Origin of the sequence: Caulobacter hibisci (assembly GCF_016135805.1) — a bacterium.
GTDB classification, from domain to species: domain Bacteria; phylum Pseudomonadota; class Alphaproteobacteria; order Caulobacterales; family Caulobacteraceae; genus Caulobacter; species Caulobacter hibisci.
In genome coordinates, this window is sequence record NZ_JADWOX010000002.1 from 345467 (window position 1) to 371579 (window position 26113).

A 26113-nucleotide genomic window follows, 5' to 3' on the forward strand; every position below is an offset into this window, starting at 1 on the left:
AACCATGCCCCAGCTCAAGACCATCCTTCCTTACGCCGGCCGCGTCGCGGTCACCCTGGCCGTCGTCGCCGTCGCCGCCGTCGGCGGCAAGCGCCTCTGGGACCACTATCAGGTCGATCCCTGGACCCGTGACGGCCGCGTCCGCGCCGACATCGTCCAGGTCGCCCCCGACGTCTCGGGCCTGGTCACCGACGTCCGCGTGATCAACGACCAGACCGTCAAGGCCGGCCAGCCGCTGTTCTATGTCGACCGCGACCGCTACGCGCTGGCCCTGCGCCAGGCCGACGCCGCCGTCGCCGCCCAGAAGGCCCAGCTGGCCCAGGCCCGCCGCGAACTGGCCCGCAACCGCCTGCTGGGCGATCTGGTCGCCGGCGAGGTCACCGAGCAGAGCCTGGCCAAGGTCGAGCAGGGGCAAGCCGCCCTGGCCCAGGCCGACGCCGCCCGCGATCTCGCCGCTCTGAACCTGTCGCGCACCCTGGTCACTGCCCCCGCAGACGGCTTCCTGTCGGACCTGACCCTGCGCACCGGCGACTACGTCACCGCCGGCAAGCCGGTGCTGGCCCTGATCGACAGCCGCTCGTTCCGGGTCGAGGGATACTTCGAGGAGACCAAGCTCAAGGGCCTGCACGTCGGCCAGAAGGTCGACGTCCGGGTGATGGGCGAGGACCGCCCGCTGCACGGCCACATCCAGTCGATCGCCGCCGGCATCGAGGATCGCGATCGCGCCGCCGGGTCCAGCCTGCTGCCCAACGTCAACCCGACCTTCAGCTGGGTGCGCCTGGCCCAGCGGGTGCCTGTCCGCGTCGCCCTGGACGAGACCCCCAAGGACCTGCGCCTGATCGCCGGCCGCACCGCCACCGTCGCGGTCCTGGGGGCTGCGAAGTGAGCGCGCTACGCACCCTCGGCGCGGCCGCCTCGCTGCTGGCCCTGGCCGCCTGCACGACCGTCGGCCCCACCTACCAGCGGCCCGACGTCGCCAAGATCAACGAACCGGCCGCCCAGGCGCCGTTCATGGGCGCGACCAGCGCCGCCGTCAGCCAGGACCCGGTCCCCGACGGCTGGTGGAAGCTCTATGACGACGAGACCCTGAACGGTCTGGTGCAGGAGGCCCTGACCGCCAACACCGACCTGCGGGTCGCCGCCGCCAACCTGGCGCGCGCCCGCGCCGTGGCCGGCGAGGCCGACGACGCCGGGGGCTTCTCGGCCGGCGCCTCGGCGGCGGCCATGCACGCCCGCGAGTCCGGCGAGCAATATCTGATGACCGAGCCGCTGCCGGTCGAGAACCTGGCCGACGCCGGCGTGAAGGTCTCCTATCAGGTCGATCTCGTCGGCCGGCTCAAGCGCGCGGCCGAGGCCGCCCATGCCGACGCCGACGCCAGCCAGGCGGCCCTGGATCTGGCCCGCGTCAGCGTCGCCGCCGACGTCGCCCGCGCTTATGTCGAGGTCTGCTCGTCCGGCCACGAACTGCACGTCGCCGAGCAGAGCTTGGACCTGCAGCAAAAGAGCCTGGACGTCACCGGCCGCCTGATCGCCGCCGGTCGCGGCACGGCGCTGGACGCCACCCGCGCCCGCGCCCAGGTCGAACTGCAACGCGCGTCGATTCCGACCTTCGAGGCCCATCGCAGGGCCGCGCTCTACAAGCTGGCTGTCCTGACCGGCAAGCCGCCGGCCGAGTTCCCCAAGGTCGTCGAGGCCTGCGCGTCGCCGCCCAAGCTGTCCCAGCCGCTGCCGGTCGGCGACGGCGCGGCGCTGCTCAAGCGCCGCCCGGACGTGCGCCAGGCCGAACGTACCCTGGCCGGCGCCACGGCCCGCATCGGCGTCGCTCGCGGCGCGCTCTATCCGAACATCAGCTTCGGTCTCGGCGCCGGCTCCACGGGCCTGCTCGCCGACATCGGCCAGCCCGCCGCCAATCGCTGGAGCCTGTCGGGTCTGGTCTCCTGGACCCTGCCGGGCGAGGGCGAGCGCGCCCGCATCCGTGGGGCCGAGGCCGGCGCCGACGGGGCGCTGGCCAAGTTCGACGGCGTGGTCCTGAACGCCCTGCGCGAAACCGAGACTAGCCTCACCGCCTACGCCCACGAACTCGACCGCAACGCCGCCCTGCGCGCGGCTCGAGACGAAGCCGCCAAGGCCGAACACCAGGCCGCGACTCTCTACAAGGCCGGCCGCGCGCCCTATCTCCAGGGTCTCGACGCTCAGCGCACCCTGGCGAGGGCCGAGGCCTCCCTGGCGGCGTCCGATGCGGCCGTGGCGGCGGATCAGGTGACCCTGTTCCTGGCGCTCGGCGGCGGCTGGGAAAATGCGCCGGCGGTCAAGACGGTGCAGGCGCAGAGGTAGACGCGTTCCTGGCCCTCTCCCAGAGGGAGAGGGAGGGGCCCGCGCGAAGCGTGGGAGGGTGAGGGTGTACGCCGCCAACCGTCGTGCCGGCACGCCGTCTTCAGTCCCTAACCCCTCATCCGGCGCTTCGCGCCACCTTCTCCCTCTGGGAGAAGGAAACAAGAGGTCGGACGGGGATTGGCGAGCGTCCATCCCCGGCGAACTCGAAAAAGAGTTCAACCAAAACAGCGCCCTATAACTTTCTCACCCGAACTTATCAGACGCGCCAAAACCAGCCGCATACTCACAGTCATCCCAGCCATGGGGAGGGCTCTTGGTACCGGCCCAAGTTGCGGCTGTGGATCGCATCGAGCGGGGCCGCTTGGGGCGTTGCGGGAAGGGCGGGTTTGCAGGATCGCTCAGAAGGCGTGATTGGGCCGTCAGCCGTTCCGTGACGAGACAAGCGGGTAGACAGGCCGGGAACGTTCAAACCGGTTCAACAGGATCAGCCGAGGCCGCGCCGGATTACCGCGGGGCTGTCGATCCTGCCCGTCCGAGGGCTAGCCGGGCCAATGGCTGAAATAGCGCCTACGCCCCCGGTCCTTCGAGCCAACGATGCGGCGGAGCGGTCTGACGAAGCCGAAACGCTAAAAACCCATCACGGTCTCCGGGCTCCGCCCGGCCGCTCCGCGCCTTCCCATCACCTTTCGTGGATTTCCACGGGAGTGCGAAGTCGCATGCCTGCGTCGACCCCCTCAGTCGCTCCGCGACAGCTCCCCCAGAGGGGGAGCATCTTCCTGGCTCGGCGCTTCTAGATCCTCCCCCTCTGGGGGAGGTGGCCCGGAGGGCCGGAGGGGGTCAGCCCGAAACCCGCTCGCTCCACAGATCCAGGTCCGCCTCATGCCCGATCAGCGCCAGGCCCGAGGCGATCGACTCGAACTCGCCGCCGCGCTCGATCCGCTCGGCCCCGAACCGGCGCAGGAAGATCTCGCGGACGGCCGGCACGAAGGACGAGCCGCCGGTCAGGAACACGCGGTCCACGCCATCGGCCGAAAGACCCGAGCGCTCCAGCGCCTGATCGACGGCCGTCTCGATCGCCTTCAGCTCCGGCGCAATCCAGGCCTCGAACTCGCTGCGGGCCACGTCGCGCTCGATCTCCACCGAGCCGGCCTTGAACGAGAACCGCGCGCTCTCCTGGCCCGACAGCGCCTCCTTCAGGCCCGAGACCGAGCGGTAGAGGGCATAGCCGTGGTTGTCGTCGAGCACCTCGATCAGCCGGCTGATCTTTTCCGGCTCGACCGCCGTGCGTTCCAGGGCGCGGATGTCGCGCATGTCCTTGGAGGCGCGCAGCATGGCCAGCTGATCCCAGCGGGCGAAAGCGGTGTAGTAGCGTTGCGGGATCGGCAGGCGGCTGGACATGGCCCGATAGAGGCTGCCCTTGCCCAGCTCCGGCGAGACGACGTTGTCGATGATCCGGTAGTCGAAGGCGTCGCCGGCCACGCCGACGCCCGAGCGGGCCAGCGGCACCGAGCGCAGCTGGCCGTCATGGCGCTCGAACCGCACGATCGAGAAGTCGCTGGTGCCGCCGCCGAAGTCGGCCACCAGCACCGTGGCGTCCTCGTTCAGCTGACGGGCGAAGAAGAAGGCCGCGCCGACCGGCTCGTGGGCGTAGCGGATGTCGGAGAAGCCCAGCCGCTCGAACGCCGCCTCGTAGCGGCGCAGGGCCAGGGCCTCGTCGGGATTGCCGCCGGCGAAGGTCACCGGCCGGCCGACGATCACCCGCGGCGGCAGGTCGCTCATCTGGCCGCCGGCATGGTCGCGCAGCTTGAACAGGAAGGCCGCCAGCAGGTCCTCGAACAGGTAGCGCTTGTCGAGGATCTTGGTCTCGGTGAAGGCCGCGCTCGCCGCGAAGGTCTTGAACGACTGGACGAAGCGGGTTTCCAGCGGATCCTCGACATAGGCCTCGATGGCCCAGGGGCCGGCCTCGATGACGCGCTCGGTCGGGCGGCCGTCCGGGCCGGCCATCGAATGGAAGCTCAGGGCCGAGCGAAAGGCGAAGATGTCCTTCTCGCCGACCGGAAAGCGCACCAGGCGCGCGGGGCCGCTGCCGTCGGCGATGGCGACGACGGTGTTGGTGGTGCCAAAATCGATGCCGATCGTCGGCTGGACGGCGGACGTCATGGGAGGAGCTCGGGCGGGGAGGGGCCGTGCGTCCTACAGCGGTGAGCGCGGGGGTCAAGCGGATTGACGCTCGCAAGCGCGGTTCAGCGCTCTCGAGCGTGCTTGATGCGCGTGATCAAGACTTCTGTCGGGGTGATTTGGTATTCAACGACGTAGCCGGAGTCGCCGAACGGAACCTGGAGCCGGCGCAAATCTTTCCGTGGTCCAATCTGACCGCGTTCGGCGTATTCCGCCAACGAGCGTATGGAGGCGGCGATAATCTGCCCTGCACGTCGCGCGGCGGATGGGTTCTTGTCGATGAGGAAGTCTCGAGCCTGGAAAGATCGCGGTGAGCCTGAGCGGTCAGCCGGATCGAGCGCCTCATTTGCGCTGCGCCAGCCGCATTTCGATGTTGGCTTGGAATTTGGTCAGGACCTCTTCGGCGTCGTAGGAGACGCCAGTCCGCTCGTACTCTTCCAACGCGGCAAGAGAACTGGCCCAATCATCGTCGATCGCCTGGTCGATGGCGTTGAGGGCGAAGGCCTCCGGCGTTACGCCGGCGGCCTCGGCCGCGACGCGCAGCCGCTCGGTGCGTTCGGGATCGAGATGGATGTCAGCGCCGTCGGCCATGGTTCGAGGATCGCCCCGGGGCGGCAGGGCGTCAACGTGGTTCGCATTGACTTTTCCCCCGCGCGCCCGTCCTTGGCGCGCTCACTTGGAAGGGCCCGGTCTTGGAACAGTTCGACGTCGTGGTGCTGGGAGCCGGCGCGGCCGGCATGATGTGCGCCATCGAGGCCGGCAAGCGCGGGCGCAAGGTGCTGATCGTCGACCATGCCAAGGCGGCGGGCGAGAAGATCCGCATCAGCGGCGGCGGTCGCTGCAACTTCACCAACATGGGCGCGACGCCAGCCCAGTTCCTGTCGGCCAATCCGAAGTTCTGCGTCTCGGCCCTGCGCCGCTATCGCCCCGCCGATTTCATCAATCTGGTGCGCAAGTACGGCATCGATTTTCACGAAAAGACCCTCGGCCAGTTGTTCTGCGACAACTCGTCGAAGGACATCATCGGAATGCTGCTCGACCTGATGGACCAGGGTGGCGTCAAACTTCGGTTGGAGACCAGCGTCGAGGGCGTGGCCAAGGAAGGCGAAGGCTTCGCCGTCCGGCTGTCCAGTGGACCTGTCGCCTGCGCCTCGCTGGTGGTCGCCACCGGCGGCAAGTCGATCCCGAAGATGGGCGCGACCGGCCTGGGCTACGAGATCGCCCGCCAGTTCGGCCTGGCCATCGTCGAGACCCGGCCGGCCCTGGTGCCCCTGACTTTCGAGGCCCGCACGCTCGAACGGCTTTCGCCGCTGTCGGGCGTCTCGGTCGACGCCGTGGTCGCCAGTGGCAAGACCAAGTTCCGCGAGGGGATGCTGTTTACCCACCGGGGCTTGTCGGGACCGTCGATCCTGCAGATTTCTTCGTATTGGCGCGAGGGCGGCGAGATCGTCGTCGACATGGCGCCGGGAACCGATGTCTTCGCGACCCTGAAGGCCGAGCGCTCGGCCAACGGCCGTCGGGCGCTGCACACGGTGCTGGGCGAGATCGTGCCCAAGCGCCTGGCCCAGATGATCGTCGACGACGAGGGCGTGGCCGGCAATATCGCCGACTGCTCGGACAAGATGCTGGCCCGCGTGGCCGCCGTCGTCAACGCCTGGACGGTCAAGCCGGTCGGCTCTGAAGGCTATCGCACCGCCGAAGTGACGCTGGGCGGGGTCGACACCGACGGCCTGGATTCCCGCACCATGGCGGCCAAGGCCGTGCCGGGCCTCTACTTCATCGGCGAGGTCGTCGACGTCACCGGCTGGCTGGGCGGGTATAACTTCCAGTGGGCCTGGGCGTCCGGCTGGTGCGCGGGGCGGGCGGCTTAGGAAAACCCTCTCCCTTTGGGAGAGGTGTCGCCAAAGGCGACGGAGAGGGGAGTTGTTATGAAAGCGGCCGCTTCAGCGAAAGCTGAAAACGGCCCCCCTCCGGCACTCCGGGCCACCTCCCCACAGAAGGGGGAGGGGCCTAGGTGACTACTTCTTCTTGAACGGCTTGGGCTTGCCGGCGAAGTCGCTCTTGCCCTTGAAGGGCTTGGGACCCTTGAACGCGGGCTTGTCGCCGAAGGCCGGCTTGGCCTTGTAGGGCTTTGCCGGAGCGTCGCCGAACGCCTTAGGGGCGCGGGGCTTGTACTCGCGCGGGCCGTCGGCGTTGTCGGCGCGGGGCTTGTAGGCCCGCTTCGGCGCGCCGTCGCTTTCGATCGGCGAATACGGACGCGGCGCCGCATCGCGATCGCGCGGCTTGAAGTCGCGCGGCTTGTCGTCCCGCGGCGGGCGCGGCTTGTAGTCGCCCTTCGGCTCTTCGTTGCGAGCGTAGGGCTTGGCGCTGCTGGCGCCGTCGCGGTCGTAGCCGCCCGGACGCGGCGTGTGGTCGCGCGAGCCCGGAGCGTTGGCGCGGGGGCCGCGCGGCGCGTCGTCGTAGCTGCGCGGGGCGCGCGGCGGACGCGGGGCGTCGCCGTCGAAGTCACGCGGCGGACGCGGCGAGCGCGGGCCGTCGCTGCGCGGAGCCGGGGCCGTGGTCGGGGTGATGCTGACGTCCTCGCGCACGGTCGACTGCACCGCGGCGCCGAACTTCACAACGGCTTCGGCCGAGATCTCGAACTTGGTGTCGTAGTCGAAGATCCGGATCGAGCCGATGTCCTTCTTGGTGATGTGGCCCTGGCGGCAGATCAGCGGGATCAGCCACTTCGGGTCGGCGTTGCCGCGACGGCCGACGCTGATGCGGAACCACTCCGAGCCGTCCATGCTGACGCGCGGTTCTCGCTCGGGACGGTCGCCGAACTCACGGGGCGCGAAGTCGCGGTCGCCGCGGGGCTCGCGCGAGCGCGGACCCGGATCGGCGCCGTGGCGCGGGTCGTCGTACATCTCTTCCGGCGCCGGCAGCTTGGCGCGGCGGGTGCGGATCAGGGCCGCGGCGATCTCGGTCGGGGTGCGCTTGGCCAGCATGGCTTCCGCCAGGGCTAGGTCTTCCTCGTTCGAGGCTTCGGCGAAGATCGGGTCATCCAGCAGGCGCTCGGTGTCCTTGGCGCGGATCTCGTCGGCGCTCGGGGCGCCGCCCCAGACGCCTTCGACGCCGGCCGCGAACAGCAGCTGTTCGGCCTTGCGGCGACGGGTGTAGGGCACGACGAGCGCCGAGACGCCCTTCTTGCCGGCCCGGCCCGTGCGGCCCGAACGGTGCAGCAGGGTGGCCTTGTTGACCGGCAGTTCGGCGTGGATGACGAGGCCCAGATCGGGCAGGTCGAGGCCGCGGGCGGCGACGTCGGTGGCGACGCAGACGCGGGCGTGGCCGTCGCGCAGGGCTTGCAGGGCGTCGGCGCGTTCGCGCTGGCTCAGCTCGCCCGAGAGGCCGACGACGTCGAAGCCGCGTTCGCGAAGCTTGCTGTGCAGCGAGCGGACGCTTTCGCGGGTGTTGGCGAACACCAGGGCGCCGGGGCTTTCGAAGTAGCGCAGCAGGTTGACGACCGCGTGCTCGGTCTCGTTCGGGGCCACGCGCACGGCGCGGTATTCGATGTCGCGGTGCGGCTCGTTGCGGTCGATGGTGTCGATGCGCAGGGCGTCGTTCTGGTAGTTCTTGGCCAGGGCGATGATGTCGCGCGCCAGGGTGGCCGAGAACAGCAGGGTGCGGCGCTCGGCCGGGGCGGCGTCGAGGATGAACTCAAGGTCTTCGCGGAAGCCCATGTCGAGCATCTCGTCGGCCTCGTCGAGGACGGCGACCTTCAGCTCCGACAGGTCCAGGTGGCCGCGCTCGATGTGGTCGCGCAGGCGGCCCGGGGTGCCGACGACGATGTGGGCGCCGAAGTTCAGGGCGCGTTGCTCGCGACGGGCGTCCATGCCGCCGACGCAGTTGACGACCGTGGCGCCGGCCTGGGCATAGAGCCACTCCAGCTCGCGATTGACCTGCATGGCCAGTTCGCGGGTCGGGGCGATGACCAGGGCCATCGGCAGGCCGGCCTTGGGCAGGCGTTCGGCGTCGCCCAGCAGGGTCGGGGCGGCGGCCAGGCCGAAGGCCACGGTCTTGCCCGAGCCGGTCTGGGCGCTGACCAGAAGGTCGCGGCCTTCGGCGTCGGCTTCCAGCACGGCGGCCTGGACGGGGGTGGGCTCGGCGTAACCCTGAGCGGCGAGAGCCCGCTCAAGAGCGGGGTGAGAGGCGGGGAAGGGCATGTTGGTCCAGTTCGATCCTGCAGGCGGCGGCACACAAAAACGCCCGCGGCCTGCGCCACGACCAAATTACGACCCCGATGTCCCGGACCCGTCTGATTGGTCACTTGTCATGAGAATAAACCCCTCCGGTCGCCAAAACGAGGCGCTCGGGCGACCGAGGAAGTTTGGAAAGGGGCGTTAAGACGCCAATCTGCCTCGAAAGGCAAGAGCCGGCGGATAATTAGCCCCTACTGCGGCGCTTTGGCCGCAGCATTTGGTTAAACGAAAACGCCCCGCCCGGAGGACCGGACGGGGCGTCTTTCAGATGACCTGGAGAGCGATCAGCTCTTCGGCGGCGCCATCAGGGTCAGCTTGCCGGCCGCGCCCTTGGCAGCTTGGTGCTGGACCGGGGGCAGCGGGATCAGGCCGCGGCCCTGCAGGTAGCCGCCGCGGCCGGTGGCGGCGTCGGAGACGAACTCGGCCAGGAATTCCTTCAGGCCCGGCGTCACGCCGACCTGGCCCTTCTTGACGTAGATGTAGAGCGAACGCGACACCGGGTAGGTGCCGTTGGCGATCGTCTGCGGGGTCGGCTTCACGCCGTTGACTGAGGCGGCCTTGATGACGTTGCCGTTCTCTTCGAGGAACGAGAAGCCGAACACGCCCAGGGCGCCCGGGGTCTTGGTCAGGGTGCCGACGATGGCGTTGTCGTTTTCGCCGGCGTCGATCCAGGCGCCGTCCTTGCGCAGCGGGTCGATCTTGGCCTTGAAGGCCTTCTCGTCGCTGTCGTGCAGGGCCTTGGCGGTCGGCAGCTTCTTGGCGCCGCCTTCGATGGCCAGCTCGACCCAGGCGTCGCGGGTGCCCGAGGTGGGCGGCGGGCCGTAGACCAGGATGCGGTTGGCCGGCAGGCCGGCGCCCACGTCCTTCCAGGTCTTGTACGGGTTGGCCACGAACTGGCCGCCGCGCAGGGCGTTCTGGGCTAGGCCGAGATACAGGTGTTCGAGCTTGAAGTTGTAGTCGGGCGACTTCTTGTCCATGGCGATGACGATGCCGTCGAAGCCGATCTTGATCTCGACGATGTCCTTGACGCCCTTGGCCTTGCAGGCCTCGTACTCGGACTTCTTCATCGGACGCGAGGCGTTGGCCACGTCGGGGAAGCCTTCGCCCATGCCGCCGCAGAACATCTTGATGCCGCCGCCGGTGCCGAGGCTTTCGATCTTGGGCGACTTCTTGCCGGTCTTCTTGGCGAAGTTCTCGGCGACGCGGGTGCTGAACGGGAAGACGGTCGAGGAGCCGGCGGCCCAGACATAGTCACGGGCGGCGTGGGCGCTGGGAGCGAGGGCCAGCAGGCCGAGCGCGGCGGCGGCTCCGAGGAAGGCTTTCATGGACGACATCCTGATGGTCTTGGGGCCATGGGAATCTTGGACGCGTCGGCCGACCTCGGGGGAGGGCCGTCCGACCTCGTCGCCCGCAGACTAGCGGCGGCGAGGTCGGCTATTTGTCACAGTTCGACGACAGATTTGCGACATCGACCCGGAAAACGTCCGATCACGGATCAGGTTGCGTCTCAGGCTGCGTCGGCGGGCGGGTGGCGGTCGAGGACCTCGAGCACCTTCTCCTTGGGGCGCGCTAGCACCGCGCCCTTGGGCGTGACCACGATCGGCCGCTCGACGAGGATCGGATGCTCGACCATGGCGGCGAGGATCGTCTCGTCCGAGGCGGCCGGATCGGTCAGGCCCAGCTCTTCGGCCAGCGCGCCCTTGGTGCGCAGCAGGCCCCGGACGCCGACGCCGGTGCGGGCGGCCAGGTCCTTCAGCTGGTCCAGGCTCCAGCCGGCTTTCAGATAGTCGACGATGGTCGGCGCATAGCCGGCCGCCTCGATGATCGCCAGGGTGTTGCGCGAGGCGCCGCACTTGGGATTGTGGAAGATGGTGACGGGGAAGTCGGTCATGCGGAGCCTCTCGGGTCGATCGCAGGCCTGATAGCAAGCGGATGGTCCGGTCGCCACGTTTGGCGTGACCCTTCAGGATAGCAGTTGCGATTCACTCTCAACAGTGCGACAGGGACGCCCCGCCCGCCAAGGAGCGCCCCATGCGCGACGACCGGGGTCTGGACGACCCGCCGCCTTCACTCGATGAACTCCTTTCGGAGCCGATCGTCCGTCTGCTGATGCGTCGGGACGGGGTGGAGGAGGGCGAGGTCCGCAAGCTCATCGCCCGCGTCGCCCTCCGCCGGAAGCGCTAGAGGCCTTTCAAGATCAGGTTGGGCAGGACGCTGTTGTCCCACTCGGGCGTCTTGGGCGGATTGTCGCCGACCCGCAGCACGATCAGCCGTTTGGACGGCACGACGTAGACCACCTGGTTGGAATTGCCGCAGAAGAGATAGAGGTCCTCGGCCGCGTAGGGCTCGCTGTGCAGGATCTTGGGCCAGGGCGTGTCCGGCGCCGCCCAGCCGCGACGCTCCGCATAGGGCGCGCCGATATAGACGCCCAGGCCGTAGTGCGGGTTCTGCTCGGTCCCGGTGCGCATTTCGCTCACGTAGCCCTCGGGCAGCAGGCGCACGCCGTCATGCACGCCGTCGTCGATCAGCAGGATGGCCAGGCGCAGCCAGCTTTCGGCCGGCAGCAGTATGCAGCAGCCGGAGTGAGCCAGGCCGCCCGGACGATCGACCCAGATCTGGCCGCCGGGGGCCGCGATGGGCTTAAGCACCTCTTCGGAGATGAACTCGGCGTAGCGGCGGCCGGTGGCGCGCTCGATGACCAGGGCCACCAGTTCCGAGGTGGCGTTGGCGTAGTCGTAGCGGCTGCCCGGCGGGTTCACGAGCGGGTAGTCGTTGATCAGGATGTCGTCGTGGCGCGGGTGCAGATAGGCCCGGTTCAGCACGTCGGCCGGATCGGTGCTGAAGCCCTGCGGCAGGAAGCCGGTGCGCATGTCCAGCGTGTGGCGCACCAGGATGTCGGCCTTGGGCGTGCCCTTCCACTCGGTGATGAAGTCGGCCAGCGACTGGTCCAGCGACTTGATGACGCCCAGGGCCAGGGCGCGGCCGACGGCGACGGCTGTCAGGGGCTTGGCCAGCGACTTCGAGGCCAGCAGGGACGGGCGGCCGGCGCCGGCGAAATAGGTCTCGCGCTCGAGCACGCCGTCGCGCCAGACCATGAAGGCCTTGGCGTTGCTTTGCTGGGCGTAGGTCTCGGCCGCGTCGAGGGCGGCAGCGTCGATCGTGGCGGTCGCGGCGGCCGGAATCAGCGTGCGGCCGGCGGCGCCGGGCACCGGTTCCAGGGTGTCATAGGTCTCTTGCGGCGCATTGGCGGCGGCCTGAAAGCGCTGAAGATACAAAGACTCGTCGGCTGACGTTGCGGAAGTTTCAGCGGTCATTTCGGGCTCCGACGTTATGTGAGCCTGATCGTAAAACCACGAATTGCCACTTCGTTGACCGCGTGGTCAAATATCCGCCCTGCGAAAGAGCAGGCGACGCACAAAAGACGACTCCGACCGTGGCGGAGCTTCGTTGCGCTATCCGGCGAACGGATAGTCGGGACGTGGTTTCCGCCAGACCCCTGCCGCCACGGTCTGGAGTTCGCGTGAATCTGGAGGAGGCGTTTCTATGGAAAAAGGTGTGCCGATCAGGGCCATCAGCCGCTGCATCTCGGTGCTGCAGGCGATCAACCGGCGCGGTTCGCTGTCGATGATGGAGATCGCCCAGACCTCGGGCGTTCCCTATCCGACGGCCTGCCGCATCGTGCAGACCCTGCTGCACGAGAAGCTGATCGAGCGGGAGCCGGCGCGGAAGCGCTATCGACCGACCATGCTGGTGCAGTCGCTGTCTCACGGGTTCCAGGAGAGCGATCGCCTGGTGGCCTGCGCCCGCCCGCACATCGTCGACCTGACGGCCAAGGTGACCTGGCCGGTGTCGATCGCGACCCGCGTCGGCCAGCAGATGATGATCCGCGACTCGACGCACACCATGACGTCGCTGACGCTGAACAACTACTATCCGGGCTACACCCTGCCGATCCTGGAGAGCGCGGCGGGCAAGGCCTATCTGGCCTTCGCCTCGCCCGACGAGCAGGCGGCCGTGCTGGAGGCCTATCGCCGCGGCGAGGGCCAGGTCGATCCGCTGACCCTGCAATATGCGGAGTCCGGCGGCATGTTCTCCGACATCGTCGAGGCCGGCTGGGCGACCAAGGGGCGCAATCCCTACACCGCCACGCCTGGCAAGACCTCGTCGATCGGCGCGCCGATCTTCAACAGCGAGGGCGTGTGCGGGGCGCTGGTGCTGGTGTTCTTCTCTTCGTCGATGAAGATGCCGGACGCCGTGCGCCAGTACGGCGACAAGCTGAAGTCGGCCGCGGCCGCCATCAGCCGCGACCTGTCCGAACCGTTGTCCCGCGCCGCTTGACGGCGCGGGCGACGGCCTCAGGCTTTCGTCTCGGGCGTGTTCCATTGCGGATAGCGTCCCATCAGGAGGATCAGCGCGCCGCTGGCGACAAAGCCGGCGGCCGCGATCGCCAGGGCGCGGCCGTAGCCGCCGTCGTGGTCGTAGAGCGCTCCAAAGCCGATGGCGCCGATCGGCACGCCCAGGGAGATGGCGATCCCCAGCAGGGCGTAGACGGCGCCGTAGGAGCGCATGCCGAAGTAGCGGGCGACGAAGAAGGCGGCGACGTCGACTTCGCCGCCTTGCGCCGCGCCGATCAGCAGAACGGCGAGCACCGCCAGCGGCCATTGGCCGTGGCCGATCGCCAGCAGGCCGACCCCGAGGGCCGGCAGGACCAGGGCGATGGCGGCGGGGATCGGCGCCCAGAAGCGGTCGACCGCCCAGCCGACGACGATGCGGCCCAGCATCACCGAGACGGCCAGCAGGGCCAGCATCCAGCCGGCGACGCCAGCGTCGAGCCCCTGGTCGGTCAGGATCGGCTGCAACTGGCTGATGACGCCGGTCAGGCCCGCCGTGGCCAGGAGGATGGCCAGGGCCAGGATCCAGAAGCGGCCGGTCTTGAGGGTCTGGCCGGCGGTGAGGCCGATCTGGGCCACGCGCTTGGCCGCGGCGATCTCGATCTCGCCCGCGCCCTGCTTGGCCAGCAGGCGAGGGCGCTCCCACAGCGCGAAGAAGACGGTGGGCAGGGCGACGACCAGCGACAGGGCCGCCAGGGCCGCATAACCGCCGCGCCAGCCGTGATGGGCGATGACGAAGCTCAGCGTCGGGGCGCTGAGGGCGGCGACCAGCGACACGCCGGTCAGCGTCAGGCCCAGCGACAGGCCGCGGCCCTTCTCGAACCAGGTGTTGACCGCGCGGGTGTAGCCGATCGGTCCGGTGCCGCAGCCCAGGATCACCAGCAGGGCGAAGAGGCCGTAGAAGGCGCCCAGCGACGGCGGCATGGCGGCCAGGCCCAGATAGACCAAGGCGAGCAGCACGATCGAGACCATGGCCACGGGGCGCACGCCGACCTTGTCGATCAGCCAGCCCAGAATCGGCGCGACGAAGATCGCCGCCAGGGCCGCGCCCTGGGCCTGGGCGATCTTGCCCCGGCTCCAGCCGAGATCGGCCTGAAGCGCCTTCACGAAGAGGGAGCCGACATATTGCTGCAGGCTGATGCCGCAGCCGACCCCGATCCCGGCGGCCAGCACCACGCGCCAGCCCCTGCGGAATTCGTCCCGAACTTCGCTCACGCCTCACATCCCCCCGGCCACTCGGCCCCAATAGCCCTAGTCGAGCATCCGACGGCCCGTGCGCGCCGCGCCATCGCTTCGAACGGCCTGATCGACAGGCGGGGAGGGCGCGCGGGAAAGCGGCGGCCAGCCCGCCCCGGCTTCACAACAGACCTCAGTTTCTTCCGACGGAGTTTCCCATGGCGGACGCCAGCGACGCAGCGATCTACGGCCCTTCGCAGGAGGCCCTGGCCTTTCTGGCGCAGACCCACGGCCAGCTGATCGGTGAGGCCTTCGTCGAAGGCCGCGGCGAGACCCTGATCGAGGTCGAGAACCCGGCCACCGAGCAGCCGATCGCCAAGGTGCGGGCCAGCTCGACCGAGGACCTCGACCTGGCCGTCGCCGCCGCCCGCAAGGCCTTCAAGAGCTGGAGCCGCACCTCCGGCGCCGACCGCGCCCGGATCATGCTGCGCTTCGCCGACCTCCTGGAGCGCGACGCCGACAAGCTGGCCGAGGTGGAGGTGCTGGAAAACGGCATGCCGATCGCCCTGTCGGGCGCGACCATCAAGGGCTTCTGCGCCGACTACGTCCGCTACTATGCGGGCCTAGCCACCAAGCTGGAGGGCTCGACCATTCCGGCCCGGGCCAACGGCCGCGAGGCGCTGGACCTGCTGGTCTATACCGTGCGCGAGCCGGTGGGCGTGGTCGGGGCGATCGTGCCTTGGAACGTGCCGGTGTCGATGATCATCCTGAAGCTGGCGCCGGCCCTGGCCTCGGGCTGCACGCTGATCCTCAAGAGCGCCGAGCTGACGCCGCTGACCTCGATCCTGGTGGCGCGGCTGTGGCTGGAGGCCGGCGGCCCGCCGGGGGTGTTCAACCTGATCCACGGTCTGGGCCACGAGATCGGCGCGGCGCTCGTGTCGCATCCGGGCGTCGACAAGATCACCTTCACCGGCTCGACCGCCGTGGGCAAGGAGATCGTCCGGGCCGTCAGCCACGACCTCAAGCGCGTGTCGCTGGAGCTGGGCGGCAAGTCGCCGTTCGTGATCTTCCCCGACGCCGACCTGGCCGACGCCATCCCGTCGGCGGCCCTGGCCTGCTTCTTCCTGTCGGGCCAGAACTGCATGGCCGGCACCCGGCTGTTCGTGCACGAGAAGGTGCTGGAGCCGGTGCTGGAGGGCCTGGCCCAGACGGCGGCCTATCTGAAGGTCGGGCCGGGCCTGGACCCGACGACGATGATCGGCCCGTTGGTTTCGGCCCGCCAGAAGGGCCGGGTGCTGGAGCACGTCGAGGCCGCCGCCGCGCAAGGCGCGCGCCTGACCTATGCCGGCGGCGTTCCGGACGGCCCCGGCCACTATGTGGCTCCGACCATCTATGCCGACGTCAATCCCGACATGCGCCTGGCTCGCGAGGAGGTGTTCGGTCCGGTGCTGGGCGTGCAGGCGTTCGGCGACGATGACGAGGCGCTCCTGTCGGCGATCAACGCCACGACCTACGGCCTGTCGGGCTCGGTCTGGACCAAGGACCTGACCCGCGCCCACCGCATGGCCCGCGCCATCGACAGCGGCCAGGTCGGGGTCAACATCCACGCCGCCCTGAGCCCCGAGACCCCGTTCGGGGGCAACCGCCAGTCGGGCTGGGGGCGCGAGTTCGGGCGCGAAGGGATCGACTCGTACCTAAAGACCAAGGCCGTGAGCGTGAATTTGGGGCTTCTCTGATCCTTCTCCCTTGCGGGGAAGGTGGCGGCCGCGTGCGAGGAACCTCCCCCTGTGGGGGAGGTGATCGCGAAGCGATCGGAGGGGGGAGTTGGTGCGAGGTTTGCCGACGCCTCGGAAGCTGAGAACGTCCCCCCACCGGCCTTCGGCCGCCTCCCCCACAGGGGGAGGTTCCTTAGACGCACGGCTTCTCAGGCTCACGCGGTGAACCGCTGAGGGGATGTGGAGAGGGCGCGGGGCGTCCGGGCTGCGCCCGGATGTGTGAGTTTTGAATACCGTTTCGACGAAGCTCTGACGCCCCGCGCGATCGTTGAACCTCAGGCCGGGACGCGCGGGCCTTTTCCGCCCTGTGCCCCTTCCCCATGCAGTGCGCCCCGTTTCTTGGCGGCCAGGCGTGCATGCGGCGCGGACCCTCGGACGGGCGGGAGCCTATGTCAGGCAAGCTCCCGATGGATGGGTTTACGTCCCCCATCCTCATTTAAGCTTTCAGGCCCTGCTCACGCAGCTCCCTTAGCCCCGCTCGATCGCATCGCCGTCGCACGCTTCGGGCCGGATCCTTGCGCCCTCTCCCTGCGACGGGACAGGGATTAGTATGCAGCGGGTCTGGACGCGTCTGATCCACGGGCGTGAGAAAGTTGGAAGGGGTTGATTTTACTTGCGTCTGCAAGCTCGCTGACGGGGATGGACGCTCGCCAATCCCCGTCCGACGCGGATTTTCCTTCTCCCAGAGGGAGAAGGTGGCGCGAAGCGCCGGATGAGGGGTTAGGGACCGAAGACGGCGTGCCGGCACGACGGCCAACGGCGTAACCCCTCACCCTCCCAGGCTATGCCTGGGCCCCTCCCTCTCCCTCTGGGAGAGGGGCTACTCCAGACCCTCGACGATCAGGTTCGGCAGCGCGGCGTCGTCGAAGTCGAGGCGCGGCCGGCCAATGCGGACGATGACCAGGTCGCGCGACGGCGAGACGTAGACGCGCTGGCCGCCGAAGCCGTCGAAATAGATCAGGTCGTCGGCGATGAACGGCGCGCTGTGCGGGGCGGCGTAGGCGGTGGAGGGGCCATAGAGGCGCTTGCCGCCCGTGACGGGAGCCGCGCGCCAGACCAGCAGGCCGTAGGCGGGATTGAGCGGGTTTTCGGCGGTGACCGTGGCGATCCAGTCGGCGGGCAGCACCTGGCGGCCGTCGAGGGCGCCGCCGCCGGCGACCAGGCGGCCCAGCTGCAGCCAGTCGCGGGCCCGGGCCTGGAGGCCGGCGAAGAAGCGCGGCTCGCCGTCCTCGCGCTCGACCCAAAGCCTGGCGTCGGCGCCGCCCATCGGCCCCCACAGGGCCTTGGACAGATAGGTCGCCGCATCGCCCAGCCCCTTGGCGGCAACGGCGCGCGACAGGGCCACGCCCGCCACCTGGGCGGCGACGTTGTAGTAGTCGAAGATCTCGCCGGAGGGCCGTTCGGCCTGGACGGACAGGGCCGTCTCGCTGATCTTGTCGCCCAGCATCAAAGCCAGGGCGACGGGGTCGCCCTTGTCGAGGCTGTGGACCTTCAGGCCCGAGCTCATGCCCAGGAGATGGCGCAGGGGGATCTGGCCGCGCGGATCGTCGCGCCATTCGGCGATGTAGAGGCCGACCGGATCGTCGATCGAACCGATCGCCCCGTCGCGGATCGCCGCGCCGTAGAGCAGGGCCAGGGCCGACTTGTGCATCGAGAAGGTCTCGAACAGGCTGTCGGCGGTGACGTGCGGGGCGTAGGCCTCGTGGCGCAGGGCGCCGCCGCTCCAGACCAGCAGGGCCAGGCCGTCATAGCTGTCGGAGAAGGCCTGGGCGGCGTCGAGGGCGGCTTGCGAGATGTCGCCGGAAACCACCGGCGAAGCGTCGGGCGTGGCCGCGCCGGCCACCGGTCGCAAGGGGGCGTAGCCGTGGATCTCGTCCACGCCGCGTCCGTTCGTCGTCATCGCCAAGTCCCCGAAAAAGCGTCACTTACGAGCCTTCAGCCTAGGCTCTAGCGCGGTTCGCAAACGGTTGCGCGCAAAGGCGCCCGCACAGCGGATAGGCGGCCTGCGACCCCTGTGAATCGGGGGCGCGAGGGCTAGCGTCCAGCCTGGAATTTCAGCGTCCCGGGGAATGCGCCATGACCTTCGTCGTCCGTTCGGTCGAACCTCAGACGGAGGGGGCCAAGGCCTTCCTCGCCAAGCGCCGCAAGCAGCTGTTCATCGGCGGCGCCTGGGTCGACGCCCATGGCGGCGACACCTTCCCGACCAAGGATCCGGCCACCGGCGTCATCCTGGCCGAGATCGCCAAGGGCGGAGCGGCCGATGTCGACGCCGCCGTGGCCGCCGCGCGCAAGGCCTTCGACGGCGGCGAATGGCCCTCGCTCACCCCGATGCAGCGTTCGCGCCTGCTGTGGACCCTGGCCGACCTGATCGAGGCCAATATCGACGAGTTGGCCGAACTGGAGACGCTCGACCAGGGCAAGCCGCTGTATGTCGGCCGCTGGGCCGAGATCCCGGGGGCGGTGAACCAGTTCCGCTACTATGCGGGCCTGGCCACGGCCATCGAGGGCCGCACGATCGACAGCTCGATCAACTACCAGCCGGCCGGCAAGCAGGTGGCCAGCTGGACCCTGCGCGAGCCCGTGGGCGTGGTCGCCGCCATCGTGCCGTGGAACTCGCCGCTGGTGCTGACCGCCATGAAGCTGGCCCCGGCCCTGGCCGCCGGCTGCACCGTGGTGCTGAAGCCGGCCGAAGACACCTCGCTGACCGCCGTGCGCCTGGCCGAGCTGGTGCAGCAGGCCGGCTTCCCGGCGGGCGTGCTGAACCTGGTCACGGGCCTGGGCGGCGAAGCGGGCGCGGCCCTGGCCGCGCACCAGGACGTCGACAAGGTGGCCTTCACCGGCTCGACCCCGACGGGCCGGGCCATTCTCGACGCGGCCAAGGGCAACCTCAAGAAGGTCAGCCTGGAGCTGGGCGGCAAGTCGCCGGTGGTGATCCTGCCCGACGCCGACCTCGACCTGGCCATCCCCGGCGCGGCCAACGCCATCTTCTTCAACGCCGGCCAGGTGTGCGTGGCCGGTTCGCGGCTCTACGCCCACCGCTCGATCTACGACCGGGTGGTCGAGGGCGTGGCGGCCCAGGCCCGTGGCCTGCAACTGGGGCATGGCCTGGATCCGTCGACCCACATGGGCCCGCTGGTGTCGCGCAAGCAGGCCGACCGCGTAGCCGGCTTCGTGGCCGGCGCGGCGGCGGCCGGCGCCGAGGTGGTGACCGGCGGCGTGCAGGGCGGCGACGAGGGCACGTTCGTGACCCCGGCCGTGGTGGCGCGGGTCACCCCCGACATGGCCATCGTCCGCGAGGAGGTGTTCGGCCCGGTCGTGGTCGTCCAGGCCTATGACGAGATCGACGAGGTGGTCGCCGCCGCCAACGACAGCGAATACGGCCTGGCCGCCAGCATCTGGACGGAAAGCCTGTCGCACGCCCACCGCCTGTCGCGCCGCATCAAGGCCGGCACGGTGTGGATCAACTGCCACTCGATGTACGACAACGCCCTGCCGATCGGCGGGGTCAAGGCCTCGGGCTGGGGGCGCGACAGCGGCCAGGTGGCCCTGGACGGCTACCTGGAATGGAAGACGGTCTGCGCGGTCGTCTGATGAGCCTGGATATCGTCGAGATCGCCGTCGGCGATCGCACCGTGGGTCTCGCCGTGGCGCGACCTGTCGGACCGCCTAAAGCCGCCATCGCCTTCTCGCACGGGGCTTTCTCGGCGCCGGGCAAGTACGCGGCCCTGCTGGAAGGCTGGGCGGCGGCGGGCCTGCTGGTCGCAGCGCCCCTGCACGTGGACAGCACGGATCATCCGCAGCGGTCGGACTACGACCAGGGCGCCGTCTGGCGCACGCGACTGGAAGACCAGGCCGCGACCCTGGACTGGCTGGCCGGGCAGGGGGCTTTCGGTCTTGCGGCGGCGGGTCACTCGTTCGGGGCCTTGCTGGCCCTGGCGGCCGGCGGTGCGAGCGTTCTGGCCCCGCCCGGCGCGCCGACCCTGGATGCGCGCGTGAAGGCCGTGGTGGCCCTGTCGCCGCCGCCGGCCACGCCGCCGCTGATCTCGGCCGAGGGTTTCGCGACCACGTCCGCGCCGCTGCTGGTGCAGACCGGCGACGCCGACGTACTGCCGGGTTTCGTCGATGACTGGCGCCAGCGCCTGATCGCCTTCGAGGCGCCGTCGCCGGGGGATCGCCACGCGATCGTGCTGCCGGGCGTCGACCACTATTTCGGCGGCCTGATCTGTCGGCCGGAACTGCCGGGTCCGGCGCAGGCCGAGGGGCTGGCTCAGGCGATCGCCGCTTCGGTCGATCTGGTCCTGGCCCATGCCGCCGACGACGCTTCGGCGCTGGAAAGCCTGGCCGCGCGGGCCGCCGATCCGAGCTTCACCACCCGCTGACCGTTCTGCGGATAGGTGGTCCGGGGCGCCTTTCGGAAGGTTTCGACGGGGGTAAAGTCCTTCATCGAAACAAGGTTTTAGAGGTGCGTCATGGAAGCTCCGGCCCTGGCCCAACGCGGGCGCGCGTCGCTCGATTTCCAGGCGGGCGTATCGAAGGCGACCTTCGGCCTGCACTTCGCCTCCGAGGCGGAGTTGGCCATGAAGGGCGTCAACGCCCAGACCATGCCCGACGACATGGACGAACGTCACGCCCTGGTCGTCGAGACCCTGGCTGACTCCAAGATCTTCAAGATCCGCGAACTGTTTGGCGAATGGGCCTCGCGCACCCACGGCGCGCACTGCGACGAAGCGTTCGAAGAGCGCCGCGCGGTCATCGAGCCCTATCTGAAGAGCCTCGACGAAGGCCCGGCCACGCTGGATTACGGCGACGGCGAGCAGGCTCCCAGCTACTGGAGCAAGGTCTGGTTCCACCGCACCACCGGCGGCTGGGATCACATCGACCACACCGGCTACGTCCACGGCGAGCTGGTGCACAAGCAGCTGGTGGCCCGCGGCTACGGCGGCGACATCTTCGGCCAGCGCCGGGCCGCCGCCCAGCAGGCCCCGCGCCGCGACTACAAGGAAATCCTCGATATCGGCTGCGGCTCGGGTCACTTCACCCAGGCTCTGCAGGAGACCTTCCCCGAGGCCCAGATCACCGGCATCGACTGGTCGGCCCGCATGCTCGAACAGGCCCGCCGCGTGGCCAACGAGAAGGGCTGGAACTGGAAGCTGATGGTCAAGGGCGGCGAAAACTCCGGTTTCGCCGACGAGAGCTTCGATCTCGTGACCACCTTCATCCTGTTCCACGAGGCCCCGCCGCGGATCATCAAGTCGGTGCTGGAAGAGGCCTTCCGGATGCTGAAGCCGGGCGGCGACATCATCATGGCCGACGTGCCGCGCTACGCCGAGATCGATAAGATGGCGTCCTGGCGCTACGACTACCTGGCCAAGTGGGGCGGCGAGCCCTACTGGCGCGCCTCGGCGAGCATGGACCTGGTGCAGATCTGCAAGGACATCGGCTACGTCGACGTCGAGGGCGCCACCCAGGCCCCCAGCCACGCCTACTACGTGCTGCGCGCTCACAAGCCCGCCTGATCCTTCCGACAACGAGCGAGCGACATGAACGCGATGACTCCGAAGACCTTCGAACGCCCGATCTCCGAGCCGGTGAACCGCCGGATGCTGTCCGCCGACCAGATCGACGACCTGGGCGAGGCCATCCTGTCCCTGACCCGCGAGATCTGGGTGCTGACCGACCGCGTGCAGGTGCTGGAAGCCGTGCTGGAAAGCCACGGCGTGTTGGCCAATGCCGAGATCGACAACTTCCAGCCCGGCCCGGAGCTGCAGGCCCAGCTGAACGCCAAGCGCGACGCCATCGTCCAGAACCTGCTGCGCGCCCTGCGGGCGGCCCCCGAAGCGCGCAGCTAACAACGTCCCCGCTGCATCTGCGCAGTGAGAGCCTGGCGCGGTCCGAAAGGACCGCGCCTTTTTTGTGCCTGGGGATGGCGTGAACAAGAACCTCCCCCTCTGGGGGAGGCGATCGCGAAGCGATCGGTGGGGGGAGTGTTGTGGAATGGGCCGGCGCTTGGGAAGTTGAAAACTTCCCCCCACCGGCCTTCGGCCGCCTCCCCCAGAGGGGGAGGTTCCTTGCCGATCGGCCTCGTCAGTGTTGATTAAATGCCCAGCGCGCCGGGGTTCATCAGGCCTTTGGGGTCCACCGCCGCCTTGACGGCCTTGACCAGGTCCAGCGTCGGAGCCTCCAGAACGTCGGCATACGGATAGAGCTTGCCGAGCTGGAAGTGCACGGCGTCGTGCTTGGCGTAGAGCGCGATGATCTGGGCCTTCAGCCGGTGTACGAAGGCCGTGGTCTCGGGGTCTTCGGCGTACTGGGGCAGGGACGCCAGGTGCTCGGCCGGCAGGACGCCGGCGTGGTAGGCGGTCTGCTCGCCCGGCCAGTAGAGGGCGACCTCATAGAGGAAGCCGGACGGGCGCAGCACCTCGAACATGCCGCCGCGCCAGACGCCGCGGGCGGTCATCTCTTCGGCGTGGCTGGCGTAGAGGGCTTCGAGCGCGGCGTGGAAGGTGGCGACCTGGCTGTGGGGCAGGATGCCGTTCATCGGGGCCCAGCGCTCGCCCTTGGGACCGAGCACGTTGTAGAGCGGGGCGAACGGCATGCCGCGCACGATGGTCGGCATGGTGTTGGGGATCTCCACCCCCTCGGCCGTCATCAGGGTGCGCAGGCGATCCAGGCGCGCCTTGGCCTCGCGGTCGTCTACCCCTTCGAGAATGTAGTGGACCATGTACTCGGCCTTGCGCAGGGCGCGATCGCCGGCCAGGGCCATCTTGCTCAGCTGCTTGAGGCCGGCGACCAGCGACGGCGAGCTCTTCAGCACGCTCAGGGCCATCTGCACGACGGCGGCCTTGTCCTGGCGGGCGATCTGGCCCTGGGCCAGGGGCGCGTCGATGGCGAAGTGTTCGTCGTCGAGGTTTTCCAGCGCCGCCGCCCGCATGGCGCGGGCCAGGCTCGGCAGGTCGGCGAAGGCGAACGAGGCGCACTGGAAGGCGGGCTTGCGGGCGATCAGCGGCAGGGTGATACGCGCCTTGATCCCCAGCGCGCCGCAGTCGCCCAAGAACAGGCCGCACAGGTCGGGGCCGTACCAGCGAGCGAAGGGCGAGCCGCCGCGGGCGGCCGAGCCGGTGCGCAGCAGGGTCCCGTCGGCGATCACCACGTCGACCGACACCGCCGATTCCGCCGAACCGCCGAACTGGCCCGAACCATGGCTGATGGCGTGTTGCGACATCGATCCGCCGACCGTGGCGGCGAAGCCCGAGAACGGGCCGAAGAACGGGGTGCGCAGGTTCAGCGGATCCAGCGCGGCCTTCAGCTCGGCCCAGGTGACCCCGGCCTCGACCGTGACATAGGCGTCGGTCTCGTTGATCTCGACGATGCGGTTGAGGCCGCCGGTGTCGATCAGCACGGTGTCGGTGCGGACGGCCAGGTAGCCGTCGGTATAGGAGGCGCCGCCGCCGCGCGGAACGATGGCGACCCCTGCGGCCGCCGCTTCGCGCACCACGGCCTGCAGCTGGTCGACGTCGGCCGGGCGGACCACGGCCAGCGGCGTTTCCAGGGTGCGGTAGACGTCGGTGGCGAAGGGCAGGGCGGCCTCGCCCGTCAGGACGCCGTCCTTGCCGACGATCGCCTCCAGGCGGGTCAGCAGGCCGGGTTTCGCCCCCTTGGGGGACGAGGCGGTACGCGTCTTGACGGGCATCAGCTTACTCAGGTCTTGGGCGATCAGGTCTTGGCGATGTCTTCGATCGTGGCGCGGAAGCGCTCGGCCGTGTCGGCCGCGGCGGCTTCCGAGGCGTCCTTGCGGGCCAGGTAGAACAGGCGGCCCAGGAAGTCCTGGCGCCAGGCCTCGCGGGCCTCCAGGGCGGCCTGGTCGAGCGGCAGGGCCTCGATCTCGGCGGCCAGGTCCAGGCCCTTGGCGGCATGGACGCGTTCTGCGGAATCGAGGCGGTCGTGCAGCACGGCCAGTTCGTTGGCCAGGACCATGATCATCGACATGGCCTGGTCGAGCCCGGGGGGTTCATAGAACTGAGGGCGCTTGCCCTTGGCGTCGCGGATGACGTGCGGGCGATCGGCCTGCGGAGCGTGGGCGTTCATCGTGTTGTTTCCTTGAACTTTGCTCAGGCCTTGCGGGCGATCAGGACTTCCCAGCCGCCGCCGGGGGCGTATTCGCCGGCGGCGAACTCGCGGTCGGAGACCGCCGCGCTGGCGTCCTGGCTGTAGCCGGCGGCCTGCTGGGCCACGAACTCCATGATGGCCATGGGCGCGGTGTCGAACTTGACGCTTTCGGGCGGGAAGCCGGCGGCCTTGGCCAGGGCGACCTGATCGGTCTCGCGCATGGCGCCCCAGAAGGGCTCGTTGTTGTACCAGGTCTCGTTGTCCAGGATGAACTGGGTGAACGGGTCCATGTTGTCGAACGGCGGCAGGTCGGCGTGGATCATGTAGCCGCCGGGCGCCAGCAGGCGGTGGCACTCCTGGAAGATCTTCGGCATCGCCTTGCCGGACGTCTCGTGCAGCAGGATGTGGCTGACGATCAGGTCGAAGGAGCCGGCCTCGAAGCGGGTCTCCTCGGCGTTCATCTGGGCGAAGTTGACCTCGAGGCCCAAACCGGCTGCGCGAGCGTGGGCGTAGCGCACCTGCGGCGCGGCGACGTCGACGCCCCAGACTTCCGCGTCAGGGAACAGCTCCTTGTAGGGCAGGGTGGAGTGACCGACCGTGCAGCCCAGATCCAGGATCCGCTTGGGCTTGAAGCCGTCAAGGCGACGATTGACGTAGTTGCAGACCGAGCGGCCCATGTCGTCGTTGAAAGGGCCCATATAGCCCATGGCGTACAGATAGACGCCGCGGTCGTAGAGGGCGCCGGTCGAGATGTCGTCCGGAGCCACCGCGCCGGCATAGCCGCCGGGCATGCAGTGGATGTCGATCGAGGTCACGTAGCGCGGGGTCTCGAATTCCTCGGGCAGGTCGAGCTTGCCCTTGGCCGACGCCGACAGGCCGCGGGCCTTTTCGATCAGCTCGGGCAGTTCGCGGTCGATCGTGACGTTGGTCGATTCCCAGAGCAGTTCCTGGGCGATGCGGTTGGCCGCCGCGTAGTGCTGGAAATAGAGGTCCTTGACCATGGCCGAGCGGATGTCGCGGCGGTCGGCGGGGGCGCGGCCATGCTCGCGCTCGAAGGCCTTGGCGGCGCGGACGCCGAACACGGGGCCCAGGCCCGGCAGCAGACCCTGCTGGATGAACTGCTTGAAGCTCTTGGTGAATTCCTGCCGCGAGCCTTCGTCGTGGGTCGGCTTGGGCAGGATCGGGTGGTCGACCTGCTGGAAGGTGTTGAGCATCTCGGCGGACATGGCGGCCTCCAAACAGCCGGCCCTCAAGGGACGGCGCGAACTGAGGCTAATCTGAAGGGGACCGATCAGTCAAAATATTGCGTTCGCGCGATGCTCCGCTAGGCGATCAGGCTGCGGGGGAGGCAGCGGATGGTCGTCGATGGGCAGCAGGGAAGCGACCGTAGGGTAAGGGACGTCTGGGCAAGCGAGCTTCTCCTTTCGCCCGTCATTCCCGCCCAGCGGCCATCTGAGCGTCGAACGAGCATCAGGGCTAACTTCGCTTCACGACCCATGGCGGACATCAGGCGCGACAACCCTCTCTCTTAGAGAGAGGGAGGGGCCGATCGCGAAGCGATGGGAGGGTGAGTGGTTACACCTTCAGCCGGCGTGCCGGCACGTCGCCGGCAACAGCGCCAAGATCGTCCGGGGGCTTCGCCTACCCTCTCACCCTCCCACGCCTTGCGGCGCGGGCCCCTCCCTCTCTCCATGAGAGAGGGGTTCGAAACCCGCTCTCCACCCTTTGCGGACACTGATGGCGTCCGTTCACTGGGACAGTGTCGGTACCGGTGGAGGTTCTCGCCACAAGGGCGTGTGTTTTCCGAGGCCGAGACTTGCTCGGGGCGAGCGGCTCGTCTGTTCTGACAAACAATTAATGAAAGTCACTGCATCCGGGCGACGGCTCCGGCGCCTCTAAAGCTTGTGTCCAAAGT

22 protein-coding genes are annotated in these 26113 nt (G+C 69.1%); 10 read left to right on the forward strand and 12 right to left on the reverse strand.

The window, feature by feature from the left end; translation table 11 throughout:
* Nucleotides 1-4: 4 nt before the first annotated feature.
* Together I4Q42_RS04695 and I4Q42_RS04700 are read left to right on the forward strand one after the other, a co-directional pair.
* Entirely contained in the window at nt 5-886 is an 882-nt protein-coding gene (locus I4Q42_RS04695) for an efflux RND transporter periplasmic adaptor subunit (protein WP_198574904.1), read from the forward strand.
* A complete protein-coding gene (locus I4Q42_RS04700) occupies nt 883-2334 on the forward strand; it encodes a TolC family protein (protein ID WP_198574905.1) in 1452 nt (483 codons plus the stop codon). The genes I4Q42_RS04695 and I4Q42_RS04700 overlap by 4 nt, the downstream gene beginning before the upstream one ends.
* A gap of 837 nt (nt 2335-3171) precedes the next feature.
* Here I4Q42_RS04700 and I4Q42_RS04705 read toward each other — a convergent pair.
* The 3 genes from I4Q42_RS04705 to I4Q42_RS04715 all read right to left on the reverse strand — a co-directional run bounded on the left by I4Q42_RS04705 (nt 3172) and on the right by I4Q42_RS04715 (nt 5103).
* On the reverse strand, nt 3172-4494 hold the full coding sequence (locus tag I4Q42_RS04705) for an Hsp70 family protein (RefSeq protein WP_198574906.1): 1323 nt from the start codon (nt 4492-4494) through the stop codon (nt 3172-3174).
* Nucleotides 4495-4577: 83 nt separating this feature from the next.
* Nucleotides 4578-4793: a type II toxin-antitoxin system RelE/ParE family toxin gene (locus tag I4Q42_RS26550; protein WP_198575172.1), complete on the reverse strand. Its 216-nt coding sequence runs from the start codon at nt 4791-4793 to the stop codon at nt 4578-4580.
* 61 nt (nt 4794-4854) lie between these two features.
* On the reverse strand, nt 4855-5103 hold the full coding sequence (locus I4Q42_RS04715) for a hypothetical protein (RefSeq protein WP_198574907.1): 249 nt from the start codon (nt 5101-5103) through the stop codon (nt 4855-4857).
* A 101-nt stretch (nt 5104-5204) separates the two neighbouring features.
* Here I4Q42_RS04715 and I4Q42_RS04720 point away from each other — a divergent pair, with 101 nt between their 5' ends.
* Nucleotides 5205-6383: a BaiN/RdsA family NAD(P)/FAD-dependent oxidoreductase gene (locus I4Q42_RS04720; RefSeq protein ID WP_198574908.1), complete on the forward strand. Its 1179-nt coding sequence runs from the start codon at nt 5205-5207 to the stop codon at nt 6381-6383.
* A gap of 147 nt (nt 6384-6530) precedes the next feature.
* Here the strand turns inward: I4Q42_RS04720 and I4Q42_RS04725 are convergent, their stop codons facing one another.
* The 3 genes from I4Q42_RS04725 to arsC form a co-directional block, all read right to left on the reverse strand.
* On the reverse strand, nt 6531-8714 hold the full coding sequence (locus I4Q42_RS04725; RefSeq protein WP_198574909.1) for a DEAD/DEAH box helicase: 2184 nt from the start codon (nt 8712-8714) through the stop codon (nt 6531-6533).
* Between the two features lie 320 nt (nt 8715-9034).
* Entirely contained in the window at nt 9035-10075 is a 1041-nt protein-coding gene (locus I4Q42_RS04730; RefSeq protein ID WP_198574910.1) for a substrate-binding domain-containing protein, read from the reverse strand.
* A 182-nt stretch (nt 10076-10257) separates the two neighbouring features.
* Nucleotides 10258-10641, reverse strand: coding sequence for an arsenate reductase (glutaredoxin) (arsC, locus tag I4Q42_RS04735; RefSeq protein WP_198574911.1), 384 nt, complete (start codon nt 10639-10641; stop codon nt 10258-10260).
* A 140-nt stretch (nt 10642-10781) separates the two neighbouring features.
* Here arsC and I4Q42_RS04740 point away from each other — a divergent pair, with 140 nt between their 5' ends.
* On the forward strand, nt 10782-10934 hold the full coding sequence (locus I4Q42_RS04740; protein ID WP_158285847.1) for a hypothetical protein: 153 nt from the start codon (nt 10782-10784) through the stop codon (nt 10932-10934).
* On the opposite strand, the gene I4Q42_RS04745 is transcribed toward I4Q42_RS04740, so the two are convergent.
* Nucleotides 10931-12064, reverse strand: coding sequence for a serine hydrolase domain-containing protein (locus I4Q42_RS04745; protein ID WP_198574912.1), 1134 nt, complete (start codon nt 12062-12064; stop codon nt 10931-10933). The two genes, I4Q42_RS04740 and I4Q42_RS04745, sit on opposite strands and share 4 nt — an antisense overlap.
* Before the next feature lie 241 nt (nt 12065-12305).
* On the opposite strand from I4Q42_RS04745, the gene I4Q42_RS04750 reads away from it, so the two are divergent.
* A complete protein-coding gene (locus I4Q42_RS04750) occupies nt 12306-13088 on the forward strand; it encodes an IclR family transcriptional regulator domain-containing protein (protein WP_198574913.1) in 783 nt (260 codons plus the stop codon).
* Between the two features lie 17 nt (nt 13089-13105).
* On the opposite strand, the gene I4Q42_RS04755 is transcribed toward I4Q42_RS04750, so the two are convergent.
* Entirely contained in the window at nt 13106-14356 is a 1251-nt protein-coding gene (locus I4Q42_RS04755; RefSeq protein WP_198574914.1) for an MFS transporter, read from the reverse strand.
* Nucleotides 14357-14535: 179 nt separating this feature from the next.
* Here I4Q42_RS04755 and I4Q42_RS04760 point away from each other — a divergent pair, with 179 nt between their 5' ends.
* On the forward strand, nt 14536-16053 hold the full coding sequence (locus I4Q42_RS04760) for an aldehyde dehydrogenase family protein (RefSeq protein WP_198574915.1): 1518 nt from the start codon (nt 14536-14538) through the stop codon (nt 16051-16053).
* A gap of 859 nt (nt 16054-16912) precedes the next feature.
* Here I4Q42_RS04760 and I4Q42_RS04765 read toward each other — a convergent pair.
* On the reverse strand, nt 16913-17992 hold the full coding sequence (locus I4Q42_RS04765; RefSeq protein WP_198574916.1) for a serine hydrolase domain-containing protein: 1080 nt from the start codon (nt 17990-17992) through the stop codon (nt 16913-16915).
* 176 nt (nt 17993-18168) lie between these two features.
* On the opposite strand from I4Q42_RS04765, the gene I4Q42_RS04770 reads away from it, so the two are divergent.
* The 4 genes from I4Q42_RS04770 (at nt 18169) to I4Q42_RS04785 (ending at nt 21941) form a co-directional block, all read left to right on the forward strand.
* The gene (locus I4Q42_RS04770) at nt 18169-19683 is read left to right on the forward strand and encodes an aldehyde dehydrogenase family protein (protein ID WP_198574917.1); all 1515 of its coding nucleotides are present in this window, start codon (nt 18169-18171) and stop codon (nt 19681-19683) included.
* The gene (locus I4Q42_RS04775; RefSeq protein WP_198574918.1) at nt 19683-20471 is read left to right on the forward strand and encodes an alpha/beta hydrolase; all 789 of its coding nucleotides are present in this window, start codon (nt 19683-19685) and stop codon (nt 20469-20471) included. Before I4Q42_RS04770 ends, I4Q42_RS04775 begins: the two co-directional genes overlap by 1 nt.
* Nucleotides 20472-20561: 90 nt before the next feature.
* Complete coding sequence (locus tag I4Q42_RS04780) at nt 20562-21608, forward strand: class I SAM-dependent methyltransferase (RefSeq protein WP_198574919.1); 1047 nt, start codon at nt 20562-20564, stop codon at nt 21606-21608.
* A gap of 24 nt (nt 21609-21632) precedes the next feature.
* Nucleotides 21633-21941: a hypothetical protein gene (locus tag I4Q42_RS04785; protein WP_198574920.1), complete on the forward strand. Its 309-nt coding sequence runs from the start codon at nt 21633-21635 to the stop codon at nt 21939-21941.
* 245 nt (nt 21942-22186) lie between these two features.
* Here I4Q42_RS04785 and I4Q42_RS04790 read toward each other — a convergent pair whose 3' ends face one another.
* The 3 genes from I4Q42_RS04790 to I4Q42_RS04800 are packed head-to-tail and all read right to left on the reverse strand — an operon-like array spanning nt 22187 to nt 25424.
* The gene (locus I4Q42_RS04790; RefSeq protein ID WP_198574921.1) at nt 22187-23782 is read right to left on the reverse strand and encodes an FAD-binding oxidoreductase; all 1596 of its coding nucleotides are present in this window, start codon (nt 23780-23782) and stop codon (nt 22187-22189) included.
* Nucleotides 23783-23805: 23 nt separating this feature from the next.
* Nucleotides 23806-24177 carry a hypothetical protein gene (locus I4Q42_RS04795; protein ID WP_198574922.1) on the reverse strand — a complete coding sequence of 124 codons (372 nt, stop codon included), beginning with the start codon at nt 24175-24177 and terminating at the stop codon, nt 23806-23808.
* A gap of 23 nt (nt 24178-24200) precedes the next feature.
* The gene (locus I4Q42_RS04800) at nt 24201-25424 is read right to left on the reverse strand and encodes a class I SAM-dependent methyltransferase (protein ID WP_198574923.1); all 1224 of its coding nucleotides are present in this window, start codon (nt 25422-25424) and stop codon (nt 24201-24203) included.
* Between the last annotated feature and the right edge of the window lie 689 nt (nt 25425-26113).